The organism is Hydrocoleum sp. CS-953, from assembly GCF_002260545.1.
Classification (GTDB): Bacteria; Cyanobacteriota; Cyanobacteriia; order Cyanobacteriales; family Microcoleaceae; genus Trichodesmium.
On record NZ_LGSU01001477.1, the window covers coordinates 1 to 17,444 of the forward strand.

Consider the following 17,444-nt stretch of genomic DNA (forward strand, 5'->3'; position numbering starts at 1 on the left):
GCACCAGGATCAAAACTATTAACACCATGCTCGATCGCCCATTCTATCGGTGCATAATAACAAGCATCAAAATGTAAACAGTCTATTTCATAACTACTACCCCAGTAACGTCCATAAAGGCGATCGCCCTTGGTAATACAAAATGACATTCCGACTGGCAACCTATCATCATCTTCACTATAACCAGCAACAAATAATACTCGATGGCGAAAGTCGTGATGTAACTGTTCAAAAAACCGCTTCGTCAGATATTTACTTCCCCACCAACCAAATTTATCGCAGGTACTCTCGTAAAAAGTATACATCTTAGAAAACAACGCTTTCGGTATGTCATCCCCAGTGAAAGTCTGCATTTGCAAACCAGCTTTTCCTACTGCTTTTCGTTCCCGCTTAATATTACGACGTTGGTTAGCATTAAATACCTTCAGGTAGTCGTCAAAAGTTTGATAACCATGATTTTGCCAAATGTAACTATGATGGAGCCAATTGGTAAAACCATTACGTTTGATAATAGGGTGCCATTCTGGATCGACATAGAGAAAATGACATCCAGAAATATTGTGGCGATCGCAAAAATGGTCAATCTCACTGACCATCATACCCGTTATCTCATCCTCATCTTCCCCAGGAGCAATCAAAAATCTATACCCCTCAGCAGGAGTAAAAGGCGACATTCCCAATAATTTCGGGTAATACTCAATACCTATGCGATAGGCAACTTCGGCCCATTGATGGTCAAAGACAAACTCACCTTGACTGTGCCCCTTGACATATAGCGGTGCTGCTGCTATGAGTTGCCTGTCTCGCCATACCGTTAAATGTTGCGGTAGCCATCCACTTCTACCACCGACACTACCAGATTTTTCCATATTGTGGAGCCAGTCCCACTCTAGGAAGGGTGTTTTTAAAGGTTGGGCCAGAGCATCCCACTCTGGTTTAGGGACTTCTGAAATTTTACCAATCCAGGCTAAAGAATATTGAGGTTTAGGCTGTTGGATCATTGTTAACTCTCATCGACATATTCGATATCTAAGTTAATCTATTCTTTACCGAGTTGACATTGAAAGTCAAAAGTCACAATTCAAAAGTCAAAAGTTAAAAATTATTTGAAAGTTACAGAAACCGGGTTTGTGTGAGCAGATGTTAGTATTTTGACACTCCACGGACTGAAAGTCGTGTGGATTCTTAAGTGGAACAAATTTGACGGACTGAAGTCACGTCAAATTTTACCCTTAATGGCATAGCCAAAGATGCCTCTAATCTGTCCGGGGTAAACCCATTCAGGTTGCTTTTTACTCCAATATTTGCAGCACCATTACAATCGGCATTTATCAATTTTCCTTCCCTAGTTTTGTACAAACCACGNCCATTCAGGTTGCTTTTTACTCCAATATTTGCAGCACCATTACAATCGGCATTTATCAATTTTCCTTCCCTAGTTTTGTACAAACCACGTTTTATTCGTTTACCGCTGAAACTATATTCAGTTGGATTGTCCGCATTATACACAGGTATTTCATCCCCGTCTAAAAAGCTAGCTTTAGATGTATAAGATTCTTCCTGTTCTTTGTAGGTTAAACCATACCTATCACACATAGCTTTTAGTTTAAATCTAAAGTTATGGTGAGGTATTTGTACAAACTTTTGGTTAGTTTTTTTGCCTAAATTGATATTTTGCTTCATGCCAGGATTAACACCTACAACTAGAGTAGATATTCTATTTTTACTACACCAGTTGATTAAATACCTAGCAGCTTTATTCAAGTGGTCCCTGACTTTATTATTCCGATTTACAGTGATACTAATTTGTTTTTTGGTTAAACCTTTAATGCCCTGTTTATCCTTTATAGATTGCAATCTAGAATTTTCTTTGTTGTACCACTGGTTGATTGATTTAATTTTTCTACCGTCTAAAATAAACGATGACCCAGTATTTGATACACAAGTGGCGCTTATTGTCTAAGCCAAGGTCTATTGCTACGACATTATCTGTTTTTACTGCTGGTTGTGGCTCCTCCTCCGTAATAAATTCTACTTCAAAAAACTGGGCATCATATCTAGGAATTATTCTAACTTCCTTGAGATTCTTATCTGCTAATCTTTCAGGAAAAGGTATTTTTACTGCACCGTATTGAGCCTTGAATTTCCTAGACATTGGAATGTTAAAATATCCGTCTTTTACCCTAATTCGAGGTATTATTAAAGGGAAGTAACCCTCTTTTTTGAGGTATCTAGGCATTCGTATTTGTTCAAACCGATATAGACTTTCTTTGGCCTTCTGAATTAAGTTGAAAAATGANGACATTGGAATGTTAAAATATCCGTCTTTTACCCTAATTCGAGGTATTATTAAAGGGAAGTAACCCTCTTTTTTGAGGTATCTAGGCATTCGTATTTGTTCAAACCGATATAGACTTTCTTTGGCCTTCTGAATTAAGTTGAAAAATGACTTAAAAGACCTGTCAACCACTTTCAAGATTTGCTGTGCAATATCGGTTTGAAGTAACTGATAATTTTCATTTTCTTTGCAGTAATGATAGTTGGATTCATACCTTAGATATCCGCCCTCAGAAAAATAGAATTGTCGCACGGAATACAGGCCGACATTGTACATATTTTTAGATAATATGCACAATTGTCTTAATGCTTTAAATTCGGTGCTAGACAAATTTCTAATTTTGTTCTTTTGAGTTAGGTACATACAATAGTTTTCGCTGTATAATATCTATATTAGCGAAACAATCTCGAAATGTCAATATGACTATCGGTTAAAACCCATCGGATCGCTTCCATCCCGCCGTTAAAACTGGCGGGTTTCCCACTTACCGACTTTTGGCGATGAGATATCTAATAGACTTCTCCAAAAATGAAAAATAAAATCAATTCTTATCCATAAATTATCAATTACTCCCCCCTGTTCCCTGTTCCCTCTCTTGGTGCGCATTCCCAAGCCAGTCCGTTGGGCGGGTCTCCCGACTTGAAGGAACTGGCGTTTGCGTCTGTCGCCGACGCGGGGTCGCACCGCTGTTCCCTGTTCCCTCTTTTCTGGAGATATTTAATACAAACCCGGTTTCTTTGTCATATTTACTAGGAGATTTTCTTATCTGCAATTCCGTTAAGATTTCAACCACAGGTAATTATCCATTATCAATTAATCAAAGACCACAACAAGACCCGATTATTTCCAGAGTCAGCAATAACAGCAGTGTTGCCACAAACAGAGATTCCATACGGCCAACACAAACTTTGCCGAGTCGGATACAAACTCAAAGCATTTTCGCCCTTACTTTTAAAATCAGGTTGACCAGTCAATGCTAACGCTGGAGTTCCCATTTCCGCAACATCCTGCCAACCTAATAACCGAGAATTAGCTGTATCAGCAACAATCAACCATTCACCAACCGCAGTGACACCATAAGGCATACTCAGACTAACAGCAGAAGGAAAATAAACCCCTTGATTTAACTGTACTGTCTTAAATTGAGATTGACCAACAACCACAGCACAAGGTTGATTATTCTCAGTGGGGATACCATCCCAAATCATCACCCGGTTATTGCCAGCATCCGTAATAACCAAACGTTCGCCCCAAAAAGTAATTGCATGAGGCCAACGCATACTTGCTGCTGTTGCCTCACCCCCACCATTTTCATCCCGACAATTCATATCTGCTTGCCCCAAAACCAAATCTGCTGGTTGCCCATTAATCTCTGGTAACTGCTCCCACATCAACACCCGACGGTTGCCCGTATCTGCAACCCATAGTTTACCTTGATGACAGATAACACCATAAGGCCAGTGCATTCGGTCAGCAGCAGTGTCGGAGTTGCCTCGGTTTGGTTCATTTCCAGAAAAATCTGCTTGACCTAACACGATATCCGCAGGAACATTATTATCTTCTGGTAGTTGTTTCCAAATTAACACCCGATGATTCCAAGCATCTGCCACCGCCAACCCTTCCCCATAAGCACAAATACCAGTGGGAACACTAACAGTTGCTGCTGTTGTTTGACCGTTGGCATTTTGCCCCTCTTGAGAAAAGTCTGGTTGTCCNTTTCCAGAAAAATCTGCTTGACCTAACACGATATCCGCAGGAACATTATTATCTTCTGGTAGTTGTTTCCAAATTAACACCCGATGATTCCAAGCATCTGCCACCGCCAACCCTTCCCCATAAGCACAAATACCAGTGGGAACACTAACAGTTGCTGCTGTTGTTTGACCGTTGGCATTTTGCCCCTCTTGAGAAAAGTCTGGTTGTCCGATAACCCAGTCTGCTGGTTGCGCCTCAGTTTCAGGGCGTTGTCGCCATCCCAATAACCGATGATGTCCGGTATCTGATACCCATAAAGGACCTGTTTCGGAGATGATGCAAGCGCCACGAGGTCCGAACATTGTGGTTGTACTTGGTTTGAGTGGTACAACTAAAGAATCGGAAGATACTGCACCAAGAATGATTTCTGCACCGTTAGGGTTGAGAATATGTTGGTTTGTTTCTGGGTTTTGATGGGGATAGATTTTAGGAGATGCTTTCATAGAATTTTAAGATTTTGAGTTTCAGTTTACNTTCGGAGATGATGCAAGCGCCACGAGGTCCGAACATTGTGGTTGTACTTGGTTTGAGTGGTACAACTAAAGAATCGGAAGATACTGCACCAAGAATGATTTCTGCACCGTTAGGGTTGAGAATATGTTGGTTTGTTTCTGGGTTTTGATGGGGATAGATTTTAGGAGATGCTTTCATAGAATTTTAAGATTTTGAGTTTCAGTTTACTGATGGATTAGTATTCCATTATACAACAATTCTGTGTTATCAATGAAAACAAATATTAACAGGACTTACGCATAACCCCCATATCTAGTAGGTAGGGCCGTTTCAAAAGTATCGTGAGTTAACAATTTAAGGAGAACGGGAGATGTTTAGGAGCAGAAAATAGAGAAATTAGCCATATCAGTGCCGATTTTTCAGTCGATAAGTGTTATTAAACTCTGTCTAAATATCTGGTTCAATGGCCTCAAATCAAAACTATTCGTATTTTTAACCTTTAAGAATAATTGATGAATATTGGGGATGCCCTGTGGGTAAAGCGTGGAAAATTNACTCTGTCTAAATATCTGGTTCAATGGCCTCAAATCAAAACTATTCGTATTTTTAACCTTTAAGAATAATTGATGAATATTGGGGATGCCCTGTGGGTAAAGCGTGGAAAATTCTCCCCTGCTCCACTGCAGCTGGAGCCTTAAGCAAGAATGAAACGGCCCTGCATATCTAGTAGGGGCGTTTTCCCTGCCACAATACCTAATACAACGAAATCGCCCCTACGACTCCTGACTTCTCAACTCCTCACTTTTCTCTTGCACTAATATTGCAGCATCAACCGCCGACAACCCAGAAACATTAACTTTATAAATAGTACCACTCCTTTTCTCCAAATCATAAATATAGGTTTTATCGTAATAGTGGAGAATTAAATCTGAAGCTGCTGCCAAATTTCCTTCCCTCAGAAAACTAATCGTTTCTTTCGCTCGTACACCTCCCAACCTTTTACGAATACGTTCGGTAGCAGCAATCAAATCATTAATATGCGCTTCTCCATATATTTCTACCAAAAAGGCGACTCTTTCCTGACGACTGCGACTGATTTCTATCACTGTCGCCTTTTCCATTTGTGCAAAAATCTCCTGGGGAATACGACACACCCCAATACGCTTACTCTCAGCTTCCACCCATACAGGTTGACTCCGGTCAAACTTCGCCCATTCCATTGCTACAAGATTCCAAAATTGCTCATTCGTAGGTTGAGGTGACAAACCCAAAGCACCAAAACTACTACCTCTATGTTTGGCAAGAGCTTCTAAGTCTAATACTTGTTCCCCCATATTTCTTAAAGCACACAATATCTCTGTTTTGCCACTGCCAGTCATTCCACCCAAAACAATAATTTTTTGGGGAACTGAAAATAAAGAAAGCGCCCAACGCCGAAACCCTTTATAACCGCCGATGAGTAGAGTAACATTAAATCCAGCCGTTTCTAGTAACCAACCAACCGAAGCACTGCGCATTCCACCGCGCCAACAGTGAATTATAACTTGACGATCTGGAGCTAAAGTTTTGGCATGGGCAACAAAATCAGCTAATTTCGGACCAGCGATCGCTAACCCTAGTTCTACAGCTTCATCTTTGCCTTTTTGTTTATAACAAGTTCCGACTAGGGCACGTTCTTGATTATTAAATAGAGGGAAACTAACAGCACCAGGAATATGACCTTGAGCATATTCGGCAGGACTACGAACATCGAGGATAATTCCCGGTGCTTGGAAAAATGCGTCAGGTTTGAGAGATTTTGGCATATTTAGAAAGGAAGAAGTTAGAAGGAAGAAGGAAGAAGGAAGAAGGAATAAGTATAAATTATTCAGGACTTACGCAGGTGAACCCAGAAACCTACTTTTCACGAGAAACCTGGTTTCTTTGTGTAATAAGTCCCTATTGGTATAAAATTCTATCATATTTATTCTGGGAGGGTATTATGACTGCAGGCCAACAATTACGTCAAATATTGGAACAACCAGGAACTTTGGTTCTGCCTGGGGTTTATGATTGCATTGGAGCAAAAATTGTGGAGCAGATAGGATTTTCTGCTGTCTTTACTAGCGGTTTTGGCATTTCTGGTTCTACTCTTGGTCGCCCTGATTATGGTTTTCTCACTGCTACAGAAATGCTCTACACTGTCAGGCGTATTACTGAGTCGGTAAATATTCCTTTAGTAGCTGATATTGATACTGGATATGGGAACCCGTTAAATGTGATTAGAACTGTGACTGATATTGTGAATATGGGAGTTGCCGGAATTATTTTGGAAGATCAAGAATGGCCGAAAAAATGCGGTCATTTTGAGGGTAAGCGGGTTATTCCCATGGCGGAACACATAGAGAAAATTAAAGCGGCGGTTCATGCTAGGAGTGATAGTGGTTTAGTGATTATTGCTCGGACTGATGCTCGTGCGCCATTGGGTTTGGATGAAGCTATTAAGCGGGGACGTGCTTGTGCTGAAGCTGGTGCAGATGTTATTTTTATTGAAGCACCTCAGTCCGTGGAAGATTTGCAGGCGATCGCTACTGCTTTTAAAGATGTATATTTATTTGCCAATATGATTGAGGGTGGAAAAACTCCGGTTTTATCAGGTCAGGAGTTGGCAGACATGGGTTTTAAAATAGTAGTTTATCCTTTGTCTGGATTATTTTCTGCCACTAAAGCAATGATAAATTGTTATCGTCAATTATTTGAAAATGGAACTACGGCAGGGTTGACAGATATTGTTTCATTCCAGGATTTTGAAAAGATTATTGAAGTGCCTAAATATCGAGAGTTGGAGGGGAAGTTTTCAGTTGATTAAATTATATACGGGATTCCACCTTGGTTAGGTACACCTACGCGGGCAATATCCTGCACTGGGAACATTTACAGCACTTTTGAGGATGGTGAAGTTTTGTAACATAGGCTTCGGTGTCTGTAACAAGCAGGATGCTTGTGTTACCAAATTAATATATTAATTCAATCTGGCAATTAAAATCTACACTTGATTAGATTAGATTTATTGCAGAAGTAGTTATATCAAATCCGGATAATTAGTTATTGTAGTCATTGCGACGGTCACTCCGTGGAAGGAAGCAATCTCAGGAGTTATGCGAGATTGCTTCCTATCGTCGCGGAGGACGACTTTTATACCCGATTCTATAGGATTATCGTCTTGAGGTAGGTCTTCTTCCTGACAGAGAGGGAGATCTTCCTGTAATGTACCTAGACGGAGTTTTCTGAGCTGCAATGAGGTCAGCAAAGCTAACTTGAGGTGGTCGCCGTAGTATCATCAAATCATTCTTAATAGATGCAGACTTCTGAGGTAACTCATTATTGATTTTACTTATGGCTTCAGAAAAACTAGCTTGGCTATTGCTATTGGGAAATTGAAGCTTGAGTGCATCACCTAACTTATCAGCAATTTTCGTTAACCCTTCTTGTGTCGTATCGTTATACTCTCCTGGCTTAAATTTAATTAATGTACTCGTTGAAGCATCACTATCTAGAATGCCACCTTTTTGGATAGTGATACCATTTAAACTCGTTTGGAAATGATGTTCCATAAAAGCTTTTACTGGTGCTGGAATATTAGTAGGTGGTGTAATTTTATCGTCACTTAAGAACTTCCATTGTTTTAACTCTGTTTCAACGTTGAGTCGATCTTCTGGTCTTCCCTGACCTTTGAGCCAATCTGGTAAATCATTTGTACTTTGAGGAGATACAGTCCATGTCAAACCATCCCAATCAGCAATTTTAAAATCCTCGCCGTTAGGCCCTTTGGCTCGAATCATTGTTCCTGGAGAGAGTTGAGAGTCTGCTGTAGAATAAGTTGTACGTAGCATACCTGCATAGGATTGGTTACCATCACTTTGAGTACCATATCTGGGTTGATTCTTATCAGTATTAGGTGTCAGTTCATGATAAACTCCAGGAGTAGTAAGTTCTTTTGCCATTTTTTTGAGTTCATCATTGTCATCTCTGTTGGCATCATTGGCGATCGCCTCTAGCCTTGCTTTCACTGTCGGGTCAAGAGGTATCCTAGCTTGCTTTTTAATCTCATTTGTCACTGGTGTAGTAAAATAGTAAACAAATGGCAGTGTGGCATCTCGACCATCTACAGACATTAAGTAAGGTTTAACCGTTTCTCCAGAATCATTTTGGTATTGGTAATTTAGTCCAAATTGTTCAATCGCATCTTTGGCAGATAAATTTCGTGAATACTCATTAAAGTGACTGAAACCACCCACTGTCATTGTTCCAGGGTCTGTTCTGACAAGCTTGGCAACTTCGCTTTTAGAGATGATCTTCGTAGACATTTCCACACTCGAAGCATTTTGCAAGCGAGTATAATTCTGATGAAGCAAACGAGTAACAATTTCTATATCACTATCGTTATAAGACTGTGGTTCCTTGGCACTGAGATCCTTTTGAAACTTTTCTACTAACTTGTCACTGTATTGTTGAAGCTCACTATTTGTTGGTTGACCTTTAGCCATCTTGTCGACAGTTTCAAGGGGAACTGATGGAATGTGACCATATTTATCCGCAATTTTTCGATATAGCTCAATATTTCTACTGGTTTGACCTTTCCAGCCTCGGAGTATATCAGTAAGCTTCCTAATAGTAATTGTGCCAGCAGTTTTATTATTCTTGACGTAGTCGTCCATTTTGGCAAAGAACAAAGGATTGGAATGCTGAAACAGTTCCTTTTGTTTATCGGAAAACGCCGGTACTTCTAAAGTAGCTTCTGAAAAGTCTAAATTTTGCCAACTATTGGAATCAAGCATGATTTCACGCCTAGCATTCTCATCTTTGTTTTTTCTTGTAACCTCTACCCTTTCAAAAGCCTCATCTGTGAGACTATGAATGGTTATTTTAGTAACTCTATCAGGCTCTGTCTTTTTTTTCATATTTTCACGCAGTGCAGGTAATTCTACGTTCCAGAAAACTGTGTATGCACCAATATTTCTTGGCAGAAAGACATGGACTTCACCCTTAGCATTCTCAGCAAATTCTTTAGACACGCTAGCCCAGAGATTATATTTAACGTCCCATATATAACCTATTTCCTCAGAATCTTCCTTGACAATGTTTAGTTCATCCCAAAGTTGACCAATTTGTGTTTGATTGAGAATTTGAGCATTTTCATCAGTAACTCCAGCACTTTTGAGAATTTCCTTGTTTTTAGCAGCAAATTTACCAATCCCAGCATCGCTCCACAATAGAGTTGAACCCTTAGCAGATACTTCGCCTCCAAATGCTTTAATAAAATTAGATACTTCCTGGAGAAAGGCATTAACTAAGTCTTGTCTTCCTTTTCTGCGTTTTAGAGGATTGTTACGTTCATCTCCTTCAAAGTATTTACCATAAGTTCCAATACCTTCAATTCGATTATTGTATAGAGCTGTAACAAAAGTCCGAAAGTACTCGTCAGCTTTAGTTTTATCTATACTTCCACCTGAGTGTTTTGTAACTTTATCAATAAAATCCTGCTTATATCTTTCTGTCATTCCTTCGAGAAATTTTTCCCAAGAAATAATTTGATTTTCCGGCATAATTCCTAATCTCCTAATTAAATAAAAAAAATTGCTTGATATTTTGATATTGATAAGGACACAGCAATGCTATCTCCTTTACAAGTTTACTAGAAAATAAGCTCTCAAGCTTCCCCTTTCAAGGGGATAAAAAAAGAAAATTCAGTGTTTCAAGCCTCCCTATTTCATTGAGGTACTGATAACTGATGAGACCTGTTTGCCTGTGGTTGTTCAGTTCCGTAGTTAGCCCTACATCCACAAATTAGTTAACCCGTCCTGGTCGTATTGAACCGATTCTTGTCATAGTTCCTTTTGAATTGGTCAAAATCAGAAAGATCGATTTGAGTTGTTTGAGTTGGCATGATGATTATTTCTTAAATATTTATGTGTGGTAGCAAGGACAGGACTTACGCAAAGGCACTACATAAGGGGTATTGGTGCCTTACGAAGTGCGCTAACACACCCTACAAATAGCGTCCATGCCTAAGTCCTAAAAGAAATAGATTTTCTAAGGTTGGGCTTCAAGGGGTAGATTCCTGCTAGTAATAACTGAGGCTACCCCTTGAAGCCACAGTTAGGTTGGGTTAAGAGGCAAAAGCCAACCTAAAGATGATTAGGCATCCTCTGGCAAACCATAGTATTGCGCCATGTATGCAATAATTTCTGGTGAGTGAGGCTGCAATTCTGGTAAATGCTGTTCTAAAGCATCCCGTACTGCATCGGCAAGCTGCACAAAATTATCTGTTTTATTCTTGATAAAAGGCTCTAATGTTTTAATCAGTTGCCAGTTGCTTTCAATATTCAATGCTTTTGCATCCTTAGCTAACTGAGAAGCAGCATCATCATTAAAATCTTGTAGCAAACGGCTAACAAAAGTAACTCGGTGCATAATCCGCCAGCAAGCTGGTTTTTTCTCGCTTTGCCTGGCTTCCCGTAGAGCTTGAGCATTAGGATTGTCGCTCTGCTCAATCCAGATCGGGTCTACTACTTTAGCATAAAAGTCTTCAAAGTTTTCTGCTTTCGGTTCTAGGTAGAATGTCATAAACCGATAGGCATCAACCTTGCCAGGAACTTTGATCGGATTACCCTCAGTATCATACTGGAGCAAATAATCTACATAAGTTGACTCCCAATCTTTTTGGTCTTCAGGAACTTCATACTTGTACAAGTTGTTCTGGGGATTAACCTGTACTTCAAGTCGAAAAGATTGAGAAGTTTCCGCACTTTTTGATTGAGTCATATTCAGATGACCGCCCGTGCTACCATTCAAATCAAATCCAAAAGAGCCAGCAGCAGATACATTCAAAGAAATACCGCCACCAAAATTGGTATTAAAAGAATAGTTACCACTACTCGATTCTTGCCTCACATCCATAGTATTAGTAGTTTCAGCATAGAATCCCCCGTCGGCTGTCCAGACATAGGTATTAGCAATATTACGAGTAGCAAATTTTTCTGGTAGACTTTGGTCTTTAGTCAGGGCATCAGCAAGACTGCCAAAGGTGGTGGCAGCTCCTAAACCTATTCCTCCAATAGGAATAGCCCCAGCACCACTAGCTAAAAGTCCAGCATTGGTACTCATTACATCTTTGAGAATGCTATTGGATAGAGGAGAAGCGTCATAGTTCTGATAATAATTTTTCAATTCTGCTGCTTCCCTCTCTATTTGTCGTTTCAGAGCATAGGTTTCTATGGGTTTAAAGTAGCTATATTCCCCATATTGAGTGGCTTGGGGATAATCGGGGTCAGTTTGGACGCTGCCATCGGGTTGATAACCAACTTTACCATCTAGGGTTCCCTGTTTAGTATAACGGGGGTTAATGGGGAACGAGATAATATTCCAATCCTTGGGAATATCAGGGTTGGGTTGAAAACGATAGGAAATCAGAGCTTTATTATGAGCTAAACGCAATGCAAAAACGTCGGCTGTTTCTGATTGTACCAGGGCAAACCCCTGATTATTAGGCACATACCTTTGCCCCAAGCGGGGATTGAGCAGATTATTTTTATCTTCCCAATAACCTACCGCAGTTGCCCGCATATTTCTGGTTACTGTTCGCCCGCTAGTGATTCTGCTTTCATCAGTCCAACCGCCGGAAGATTGAAACTTGCCACTACTTGAGACCTTGAATTTTACTTGAGCTTTGAAGGAAACACCAAAACCAAGGGGAGCAAGTAGAGTCCGTAGGTCTAACTCTACACCTGTAGACATTGCTGCTTCAAAGGAAGAGTCGAAACCATTTTCTTTGGAACTGGAGAAATTATAATTGACGTCTTCTGCTTCAATTAATTCTACTGTGCTAGCTTGTTTGTAAGTGTCAGTGTCTCCAAGGGATATAGGACCAACGGTCATGTTTTCACTTGGTATAGGTGGTGCGCCTTCAATGTAACCAATAATCTGAGGGTCGAACTGTACCTGAGATATCCATTCAGTAATCAAATTACCGACTTTGTAACCAGTAATTAACTGCCATTTACCATCTTTAATGTAAGTGTAGCAGCGTTTGAAGACTCCAGTTAGATTCTGTTGGCTGTCATATTGCATATCCCCGTACTCGGTAACAGCAGGACTACTATCTATCTGAGCATTGAATACAGTTTGAACTGCTGCTAAAGCTGAACGCACTTGAGGGATATCGTTACCGATCGGAGCATCAGAAAAAACAGATGTCGGTTTGTTAGCATCTACTCGCAGTATCAGATGATTTCCCATCAAACTGCTGTCTTTCAACTCATTGTCAAAAATTTCATCAAAGGTGTAATTAGCGATTAGGTCTTGCTTTTCTCCTTTGAGGCGAGTAAATACATTGTCGAGAATTTGCTCTTGAGTGCGTACGACTTTCCAAATTCGGACTTCTTCCATAATGCCATTAAAGCATTGATTGTAATCTGAAGGACCACTACCAGCTTTGTGACCACCAAGGGTGAATTGAGAACTCATCGGGTAGACCATTGAATCATTAGCATCTAATGCTTCTGTTCCTAGGACAACACCATTACTATAAAGGAGAAACTCAGAAGCTTCCATATCTGGATTTTTACACCAAGTTGCACCTTTAATTTGAGCGTGGTTGCCTCCTTTGAAATCATTAGCTAGATTGCCTTCGTTTTCTTCTAACTGCCACCAAGCAACTAAACCTTCTTCCTGTCCGGTAATATTTTGATTAATTTCACCTTTTTCTAGTGCCCGACTCCAAAGCTTGACTTCGGAAATTTTACCTAGAAAATAACTCCCACCTGTTCTGCCAATTTCTAGGGGCTGATTATTACCTTCAGGATTAACAGCAGGTTCAATTACTTGACTGCATACCAGCAAACCGTCAATATACATTTTCAGTTCTAGCCACTGAGCAGTTCCTTGACCAGTGATGAATGTTGGTTCTTGGGAGGTAGTTGCAGTATCCTGCTCTCTCAAACCTTGCTTGAGGTTTTTACCTCGTTTTTTGGAAGCAACGTAATCAGCTTTCATTGCTTTGTCAATATCACCATCCTTACTATCAATATTTTCTGGTGTTATGTCTGCTATACCTCCAGTTCCCCAGGTATCCGGGTCTGCTCCACTGTCAGTAGCTTGAGTAACTTTTTGACGAGTAACAGCAATTTTGTGAACTACATTAGTCTGAATTTTGTTAGCAGGAGACTCTAATCTATGAATCCTGCCTTGACTGTCTTCAAAGGAAAAAATCAGTTTACCTGCTTCTACTTGCAAAGTATAGGGTACACTTTCTTTTTCTAACCCATAACCGATCTGACCTTTACTGAGAATACTGCGTAAGTTGCTGTCACTCACCTGTACTACTGTTTCTATGGTTAAGTCTTCACACAGATTAAGTGCCCGGTTTTTGCCACAGTCGAGATAGTCGTTACCCATGAAATTCAGGGCATAAGACTGGTTATAACTGGCAGCCAAATGATTCCAATTATCAAGGGGGAAAACATCCTTAGTTTTGAGGTAGCGATCGCCTACTCCGGCAAAGACTTTGTAGGTACTGATAGCAGAAGCGACATTGGTAGGATTACCATGTTCTAGTAACCCCAGAGTATATTGACTATTTTTGGCTCTGTCATTATAAACTATTATTCGAGCTACAGTGCTGACTACTTTGGGTTTAACCCATGCCTCTAGAGTTAGGTTGGCAGTAGCATCCATTCGAGGTATTTCATCCTCACCTATAGCTAGATATTGACTTTGTCCATCAAAGTCTAAAGCCAAACCAGGGGGATCGGCTACCCAACGACAAGAAGGTGCCTCACCCAAACTTGTGACTGCGCCATTGGGAATTGTGCCTTCGGTTGCCTCCGAATAGACCAGAAATTGTCGCGAACTCTTTTCTTTTTGTAGATCGCTATTGTTGATTAAGGCCGGGGGAGATGACACATTTTGAGGATTACCATGTATAGTCCCATCATGGCCATTGCCACTATAGTCCCTGGCTGTACCTTTTTCAAAGTGCCAGTACCCTACTAATCCAGATTCTTGACCGCTAAGTCGGCGGTTCATATCAGCTTTGATTTCTTCTCGGGTACGAGCTTTGTTCCAAACACGAACTTCGTCAATTTGACCTTGGAAATATCTGTTAGCAGCGTCATTGGAATAACCGAAGAGTAAGCTGTCCTGCCAGTCAAAATCGGAAGAGTTTTTAGAGCCAGTTGCGACTAATTCCCCATCAATATAGATTTTTTGACCTCCGACGGAAACTCCAAACACATGGGCTACATGATGCCAAATATTATCAGCAAGATTCAAATTTGAACTAAATATAATCTCACTACCCCTCCAAATCCGAGACTTAATGTTACCACCACTCAGATACAGGTGACGATCATTACCCGTTGACCCCAAATTCCCTGCCACAACACAGAATAGCCCACAATCTGGTGAATCTGTTTTGAACCATAGTTCATGAGTCACCTCTGTTTCTGGCTCATTGAGTTCTACCCTGACATAATCACCACTACCATCCAACTCTAGCGCCGAAGATGAAGAAGATGGATCAGTAGAAGATGGATCAGTAACAGTGGCATCGGCAGCATAATCGTAAGGAATTAGATAGATAGGTGTGTCTTCCTCGGCTTCTAGGGATGCGCTGTTGATGCCAATAGTATTGGCGTTGGATTCAACTTCCGCACTAGTAGTAACCTGGGTATTGCCAATTTTCAGAATATCACCTGCTGCTAGCTGGCGGTTTGTTGTTTCTACTAGAGTAAGTTCAGTTACCGTGCCTGATGTTTCTGCTACTTGTCCTAAATAGAGAGGCTTTGCCTGTCCATTTAGAACTTTGCTAAACATCCGGGGGTCTCGCGGCACATTTTCCCAGGTTTCAGTAATCTCTGTTTCCGAGTTAGCAATAGTAACTTTACAGGTATCAGGATTATTGCCATCACTAATACTAATGGTAGCAGCGTTTGATTCAGCACCAGTTGAACGAGCGAGAAAGCTAACTTTTTTACCACCTAAATCAATGATTTTTTGAGCGCGAGCTGTTTTGGTATCGTAGTAAGCAGTAAAAAACTGTGTGCTAGTTCCTTGGAAATAAAGAGCTAGTTTACCCATCGCACTATCAAATAGCTGTGGGGTGTGGTTAGTATCGGCGAACGCTAGTAATGCCCCGGAAGCAGTCAAGCCATCAGAGTCTGTATGTAACAGAGCCATTGGTAATGATACTTGACCGTATAATTTTTCCTTTTTGCGTTCAAGTTGTTCTTGCTTGGTAATTAGGGTAGCTTGTTTTTGAGTTAGCTCTGCTGTTTTCCTCTCGAAGGAAGCTTTTTGAATTTCCAATTCAGTGATTCTTATATTTAAGTCTCTGAGACTCACCTCCACAGAGTTGATAAGATCACTGATCGGAACTCCATACATATAAGTCCAACCGTTATCCCTTTTTTCTTCCCAATACTTTAAAGCAGATTTCTGCTGCTGTTTTTCTTGATTTAATTCTTCCAACCTCCGAGTCATTTCTTCTATGGATTGAAGCTCTTCCGTAAGTCCTTGAATCTCTCGTTTCAGTTGACTAATTTCCGCTTCCAAACTCCCAACTTCAGCAAAAGAAGTCTCTATAGAATCACCATCTATATCCGTTCGATTGAGCCAATTCAAAGATAAATTATCTGGTATCTGTGCTAGTCTCCCTTCACGAGAAACAGCAAAATCTAATGCAGCAATATACTTATTAGTAGTTGTCCCCCCATTAGCATCAGTTCCACCTGTAGCCACTGCCAACATCACCCGGGCATTAGTTTTCATCGGCTTACTTTCTTGCTCATTACCAATTTGAGCATCTTCTTGCTGGAAATACTGTACCGCTGTTAAACCTGACTCAATAGTACGTCCCTCAAATGAAAAACTATCCCGACTCACCCCTGGATGATTGCCAATAAGTGCATCTGACTCTTCCCAAGTTGCACCAGAAATCGTACCGTTATTAGCATAATCAGTCTGGTCATAAACTGTAGCACCAGTATTTTCATCAAATCGCCAATAACCTACTAATCCTGTTTCCCTTCCTACCAAGCGATGATGTCTATCCTCGTTAATTTCATCACCAGTACGGGCGCGATTCCAAATTCGGACTTCATCTATACAACCATTAAAATTATCGGCATAACCTTTTGCTAGAAAAACATTTTCATTACCTGCTGTAGCAGCATCCTTAGTAATAATTTCTTCCCCTGCAAAAGCACCGTCAATGTACCACGTTAATGTCCTGCTCTGGAAATTCCTGACAATAGCAATATGAGACCATTCATCTCGTAGTAGTCCAAAATCACTCAAGATGCCTTGGAAAGTATCGGTATCCATACTGGCCTCACTAGGATTATTACCACCAGTACCATAATAATAGGATAGTTTACCATCTACTTCTAGGGTAATTGCTCCTTCACCGTTATAGGCTTTACAGAACAGACTTTGCCTGTTGGCCAAGGACAAAGGTTTGACCCACATTTCAATAGTCTGATTGCCTGTAATCTTTAATTCCGAAGGATTCCCTAAATCCACATAATTATCAGTACCATTAAAACTAAGTGCTGATTCTGCTCCACCCTTAGTATTAAGAATTGGTACTAACTCCTGATTCGTAAAGGAGTCTACTCCAGGACGACGTTGGAAAATGGCATTCTGATATTCTGCATCGGGGCTAGTATAATAGATAGTACCTTTAGTATTAAACAATCCATCACCAGCCCGTTCAATATTAAAAGAGTCAATCTTGCTAGTAGCACTGTTATAAGCAAAGACTTGCCAGCGCTGAATATTAGAGTTGTTGGGAAATAAGGTAAAATGGTTCAAGCAGAAATTGGCCAGAAGAATGCTAAATATTGAACGAGCCTTAAAA

The 17,444-nt window shown here is 40.5% G+C and carries 6 protein-coding genes and 3 pseudogenes; 1 reads left to right on the plus strand and 8 read right to left on the minus strand.

What is annotated here, in order from left to right; genetic code table 11:
* The 6 genes and pseudogenes from AFK68_RS32250 to mnmH all read right to left on the minus strand — a co-directional run.
* Positions 1-1,001: GNAT family N-acetyltransferase (locus AFK68_RS32250; protein ID WP_094678251.1), on the minus strand; the 1,001-nt coding region annotated here is incomplete at its 3' end.
* Positions 1,002-1,185: 184 nt separating this feature from the next.
* A pseudogene (locus AFK68_RS40500) lies at positions 1,186-1,365 on the minus strand (RNA-guided endonuclease TnpB family protein); the annotation flags it as partial.
* Between the two features lies 1 nt (position 1,366).
* Positions 1,367-1,956 (minus strand): annotated as a pseudogene (locus tag AFK68_RS47320) (RNA-guided endonuclease TnpB family protein); the annotation flags it as partial.
* Positions 1,904-2,299 (minus strand): annotated as a pseudogene (locus AFK68_RS40505) (hypothetical protein); the annotation flags it as partial. The pseudogenes AFK68_RS40505 and AFK68_RS47320, both read right to left, overlap by 53 nt.
* Positions 2,300-3,147: 848 nt before the next feature.
* Positions 3,148-4,053 (minus strand): hypothetical protein (locus AFK68_RS43050; protein ID WP_246844599.1); only part of this gene is annotated, 906 nt, incomplete at its 5' end.
* A gap of 1,266 nt (positions 4,054-5,319) precedes the next feature.
* Positions 5,320-6,351, minus strand: a complete 1,032-nt coding sequence (gene mnmH / locus AFK68_RS32280; RefSeq protein WP_094678261.1) for a tRNA 2-selenouridine(34) synthase MnmH — start codon at positions 6,349-6,351, stop codon at positions 5,320-5,322.
* Positions 6,352-6,527: 176 nt separating this feature from the next.
* Here mnmH and AFK68_RS32285 point away from each other — a divergent pair, with 176 nt between their 5' ends.
* Positions 6,528-7,394, plus strand: a complete 867-nt coding sequence (locus AFK68_RS32285) for an oxaloacetate decarboxylase (protein ID WP_094678263.1) — start codon at positions 6,528-6,530, stop codon at positions 7,392-7,394.
* A 346-nt stretch (positions 7,395-7,740) separates the two neighbouring features.
* Here the strand turns inward: AFK68_RS32285 and AFK68_RS32290 are convergent, their stop codons facing one another.
* Together AFK68_RS32290 and AFK68_RS32295 are read right to left on the minus strand one after the other, a co-directional pair.
* Positions 7,741-10,131: a hypothetical protein gene (locus AFK68_RS32290; RefSeq protein WP_094678265.1), complete on the minus strand. Its 2,391-nt coding sequence runs from the start codon at positions 10,129-10,131 to the stop codon at positions 7,741-7,743.
* Positions 10,132-10,723: 592 nt separating this feature from the next.
* Positions 10,724-17,398 carry a LamG domain-containing protein gene (locus tag AFK68_RS32295; protein ID WP_094678267.1) on the minus strand — a complete coding sequence of 2,225 codons (6,675 nt, stop codon included), beginning with the start codon at positions 17,396-17,398 and terminating at the stop codon, positions 10,724-10,726.
* Positions 17,399-17,444: the final 46 nt, after the last annotated feature.

What these genes read in the sequence shown, in the direction of transcription:
- mnmH (WP_094678261.1), bottom strand. Translation starts at nt 6,351, where the DNA reads ATGCCAAAATCTCTCAAACCTGACGCATTTTTCCAAGCACCGGGAATT.
- AFK68_RS32285 (WP_094678263.1), top strand. Translation starts at nt 6,528, where the DNA reads ATGACTGCAGGCCAACAATTACGTCAAATATTGGAACAACCAGGAACT.
- AFK68_RS32290 (WP_094678265.1), bottom strand. Translation starts at nt 10,131, where the DNA reads ATGCCGGAAAATCAAATTATTTCTTGGGAAAAATTTCTCGAAGGAATG.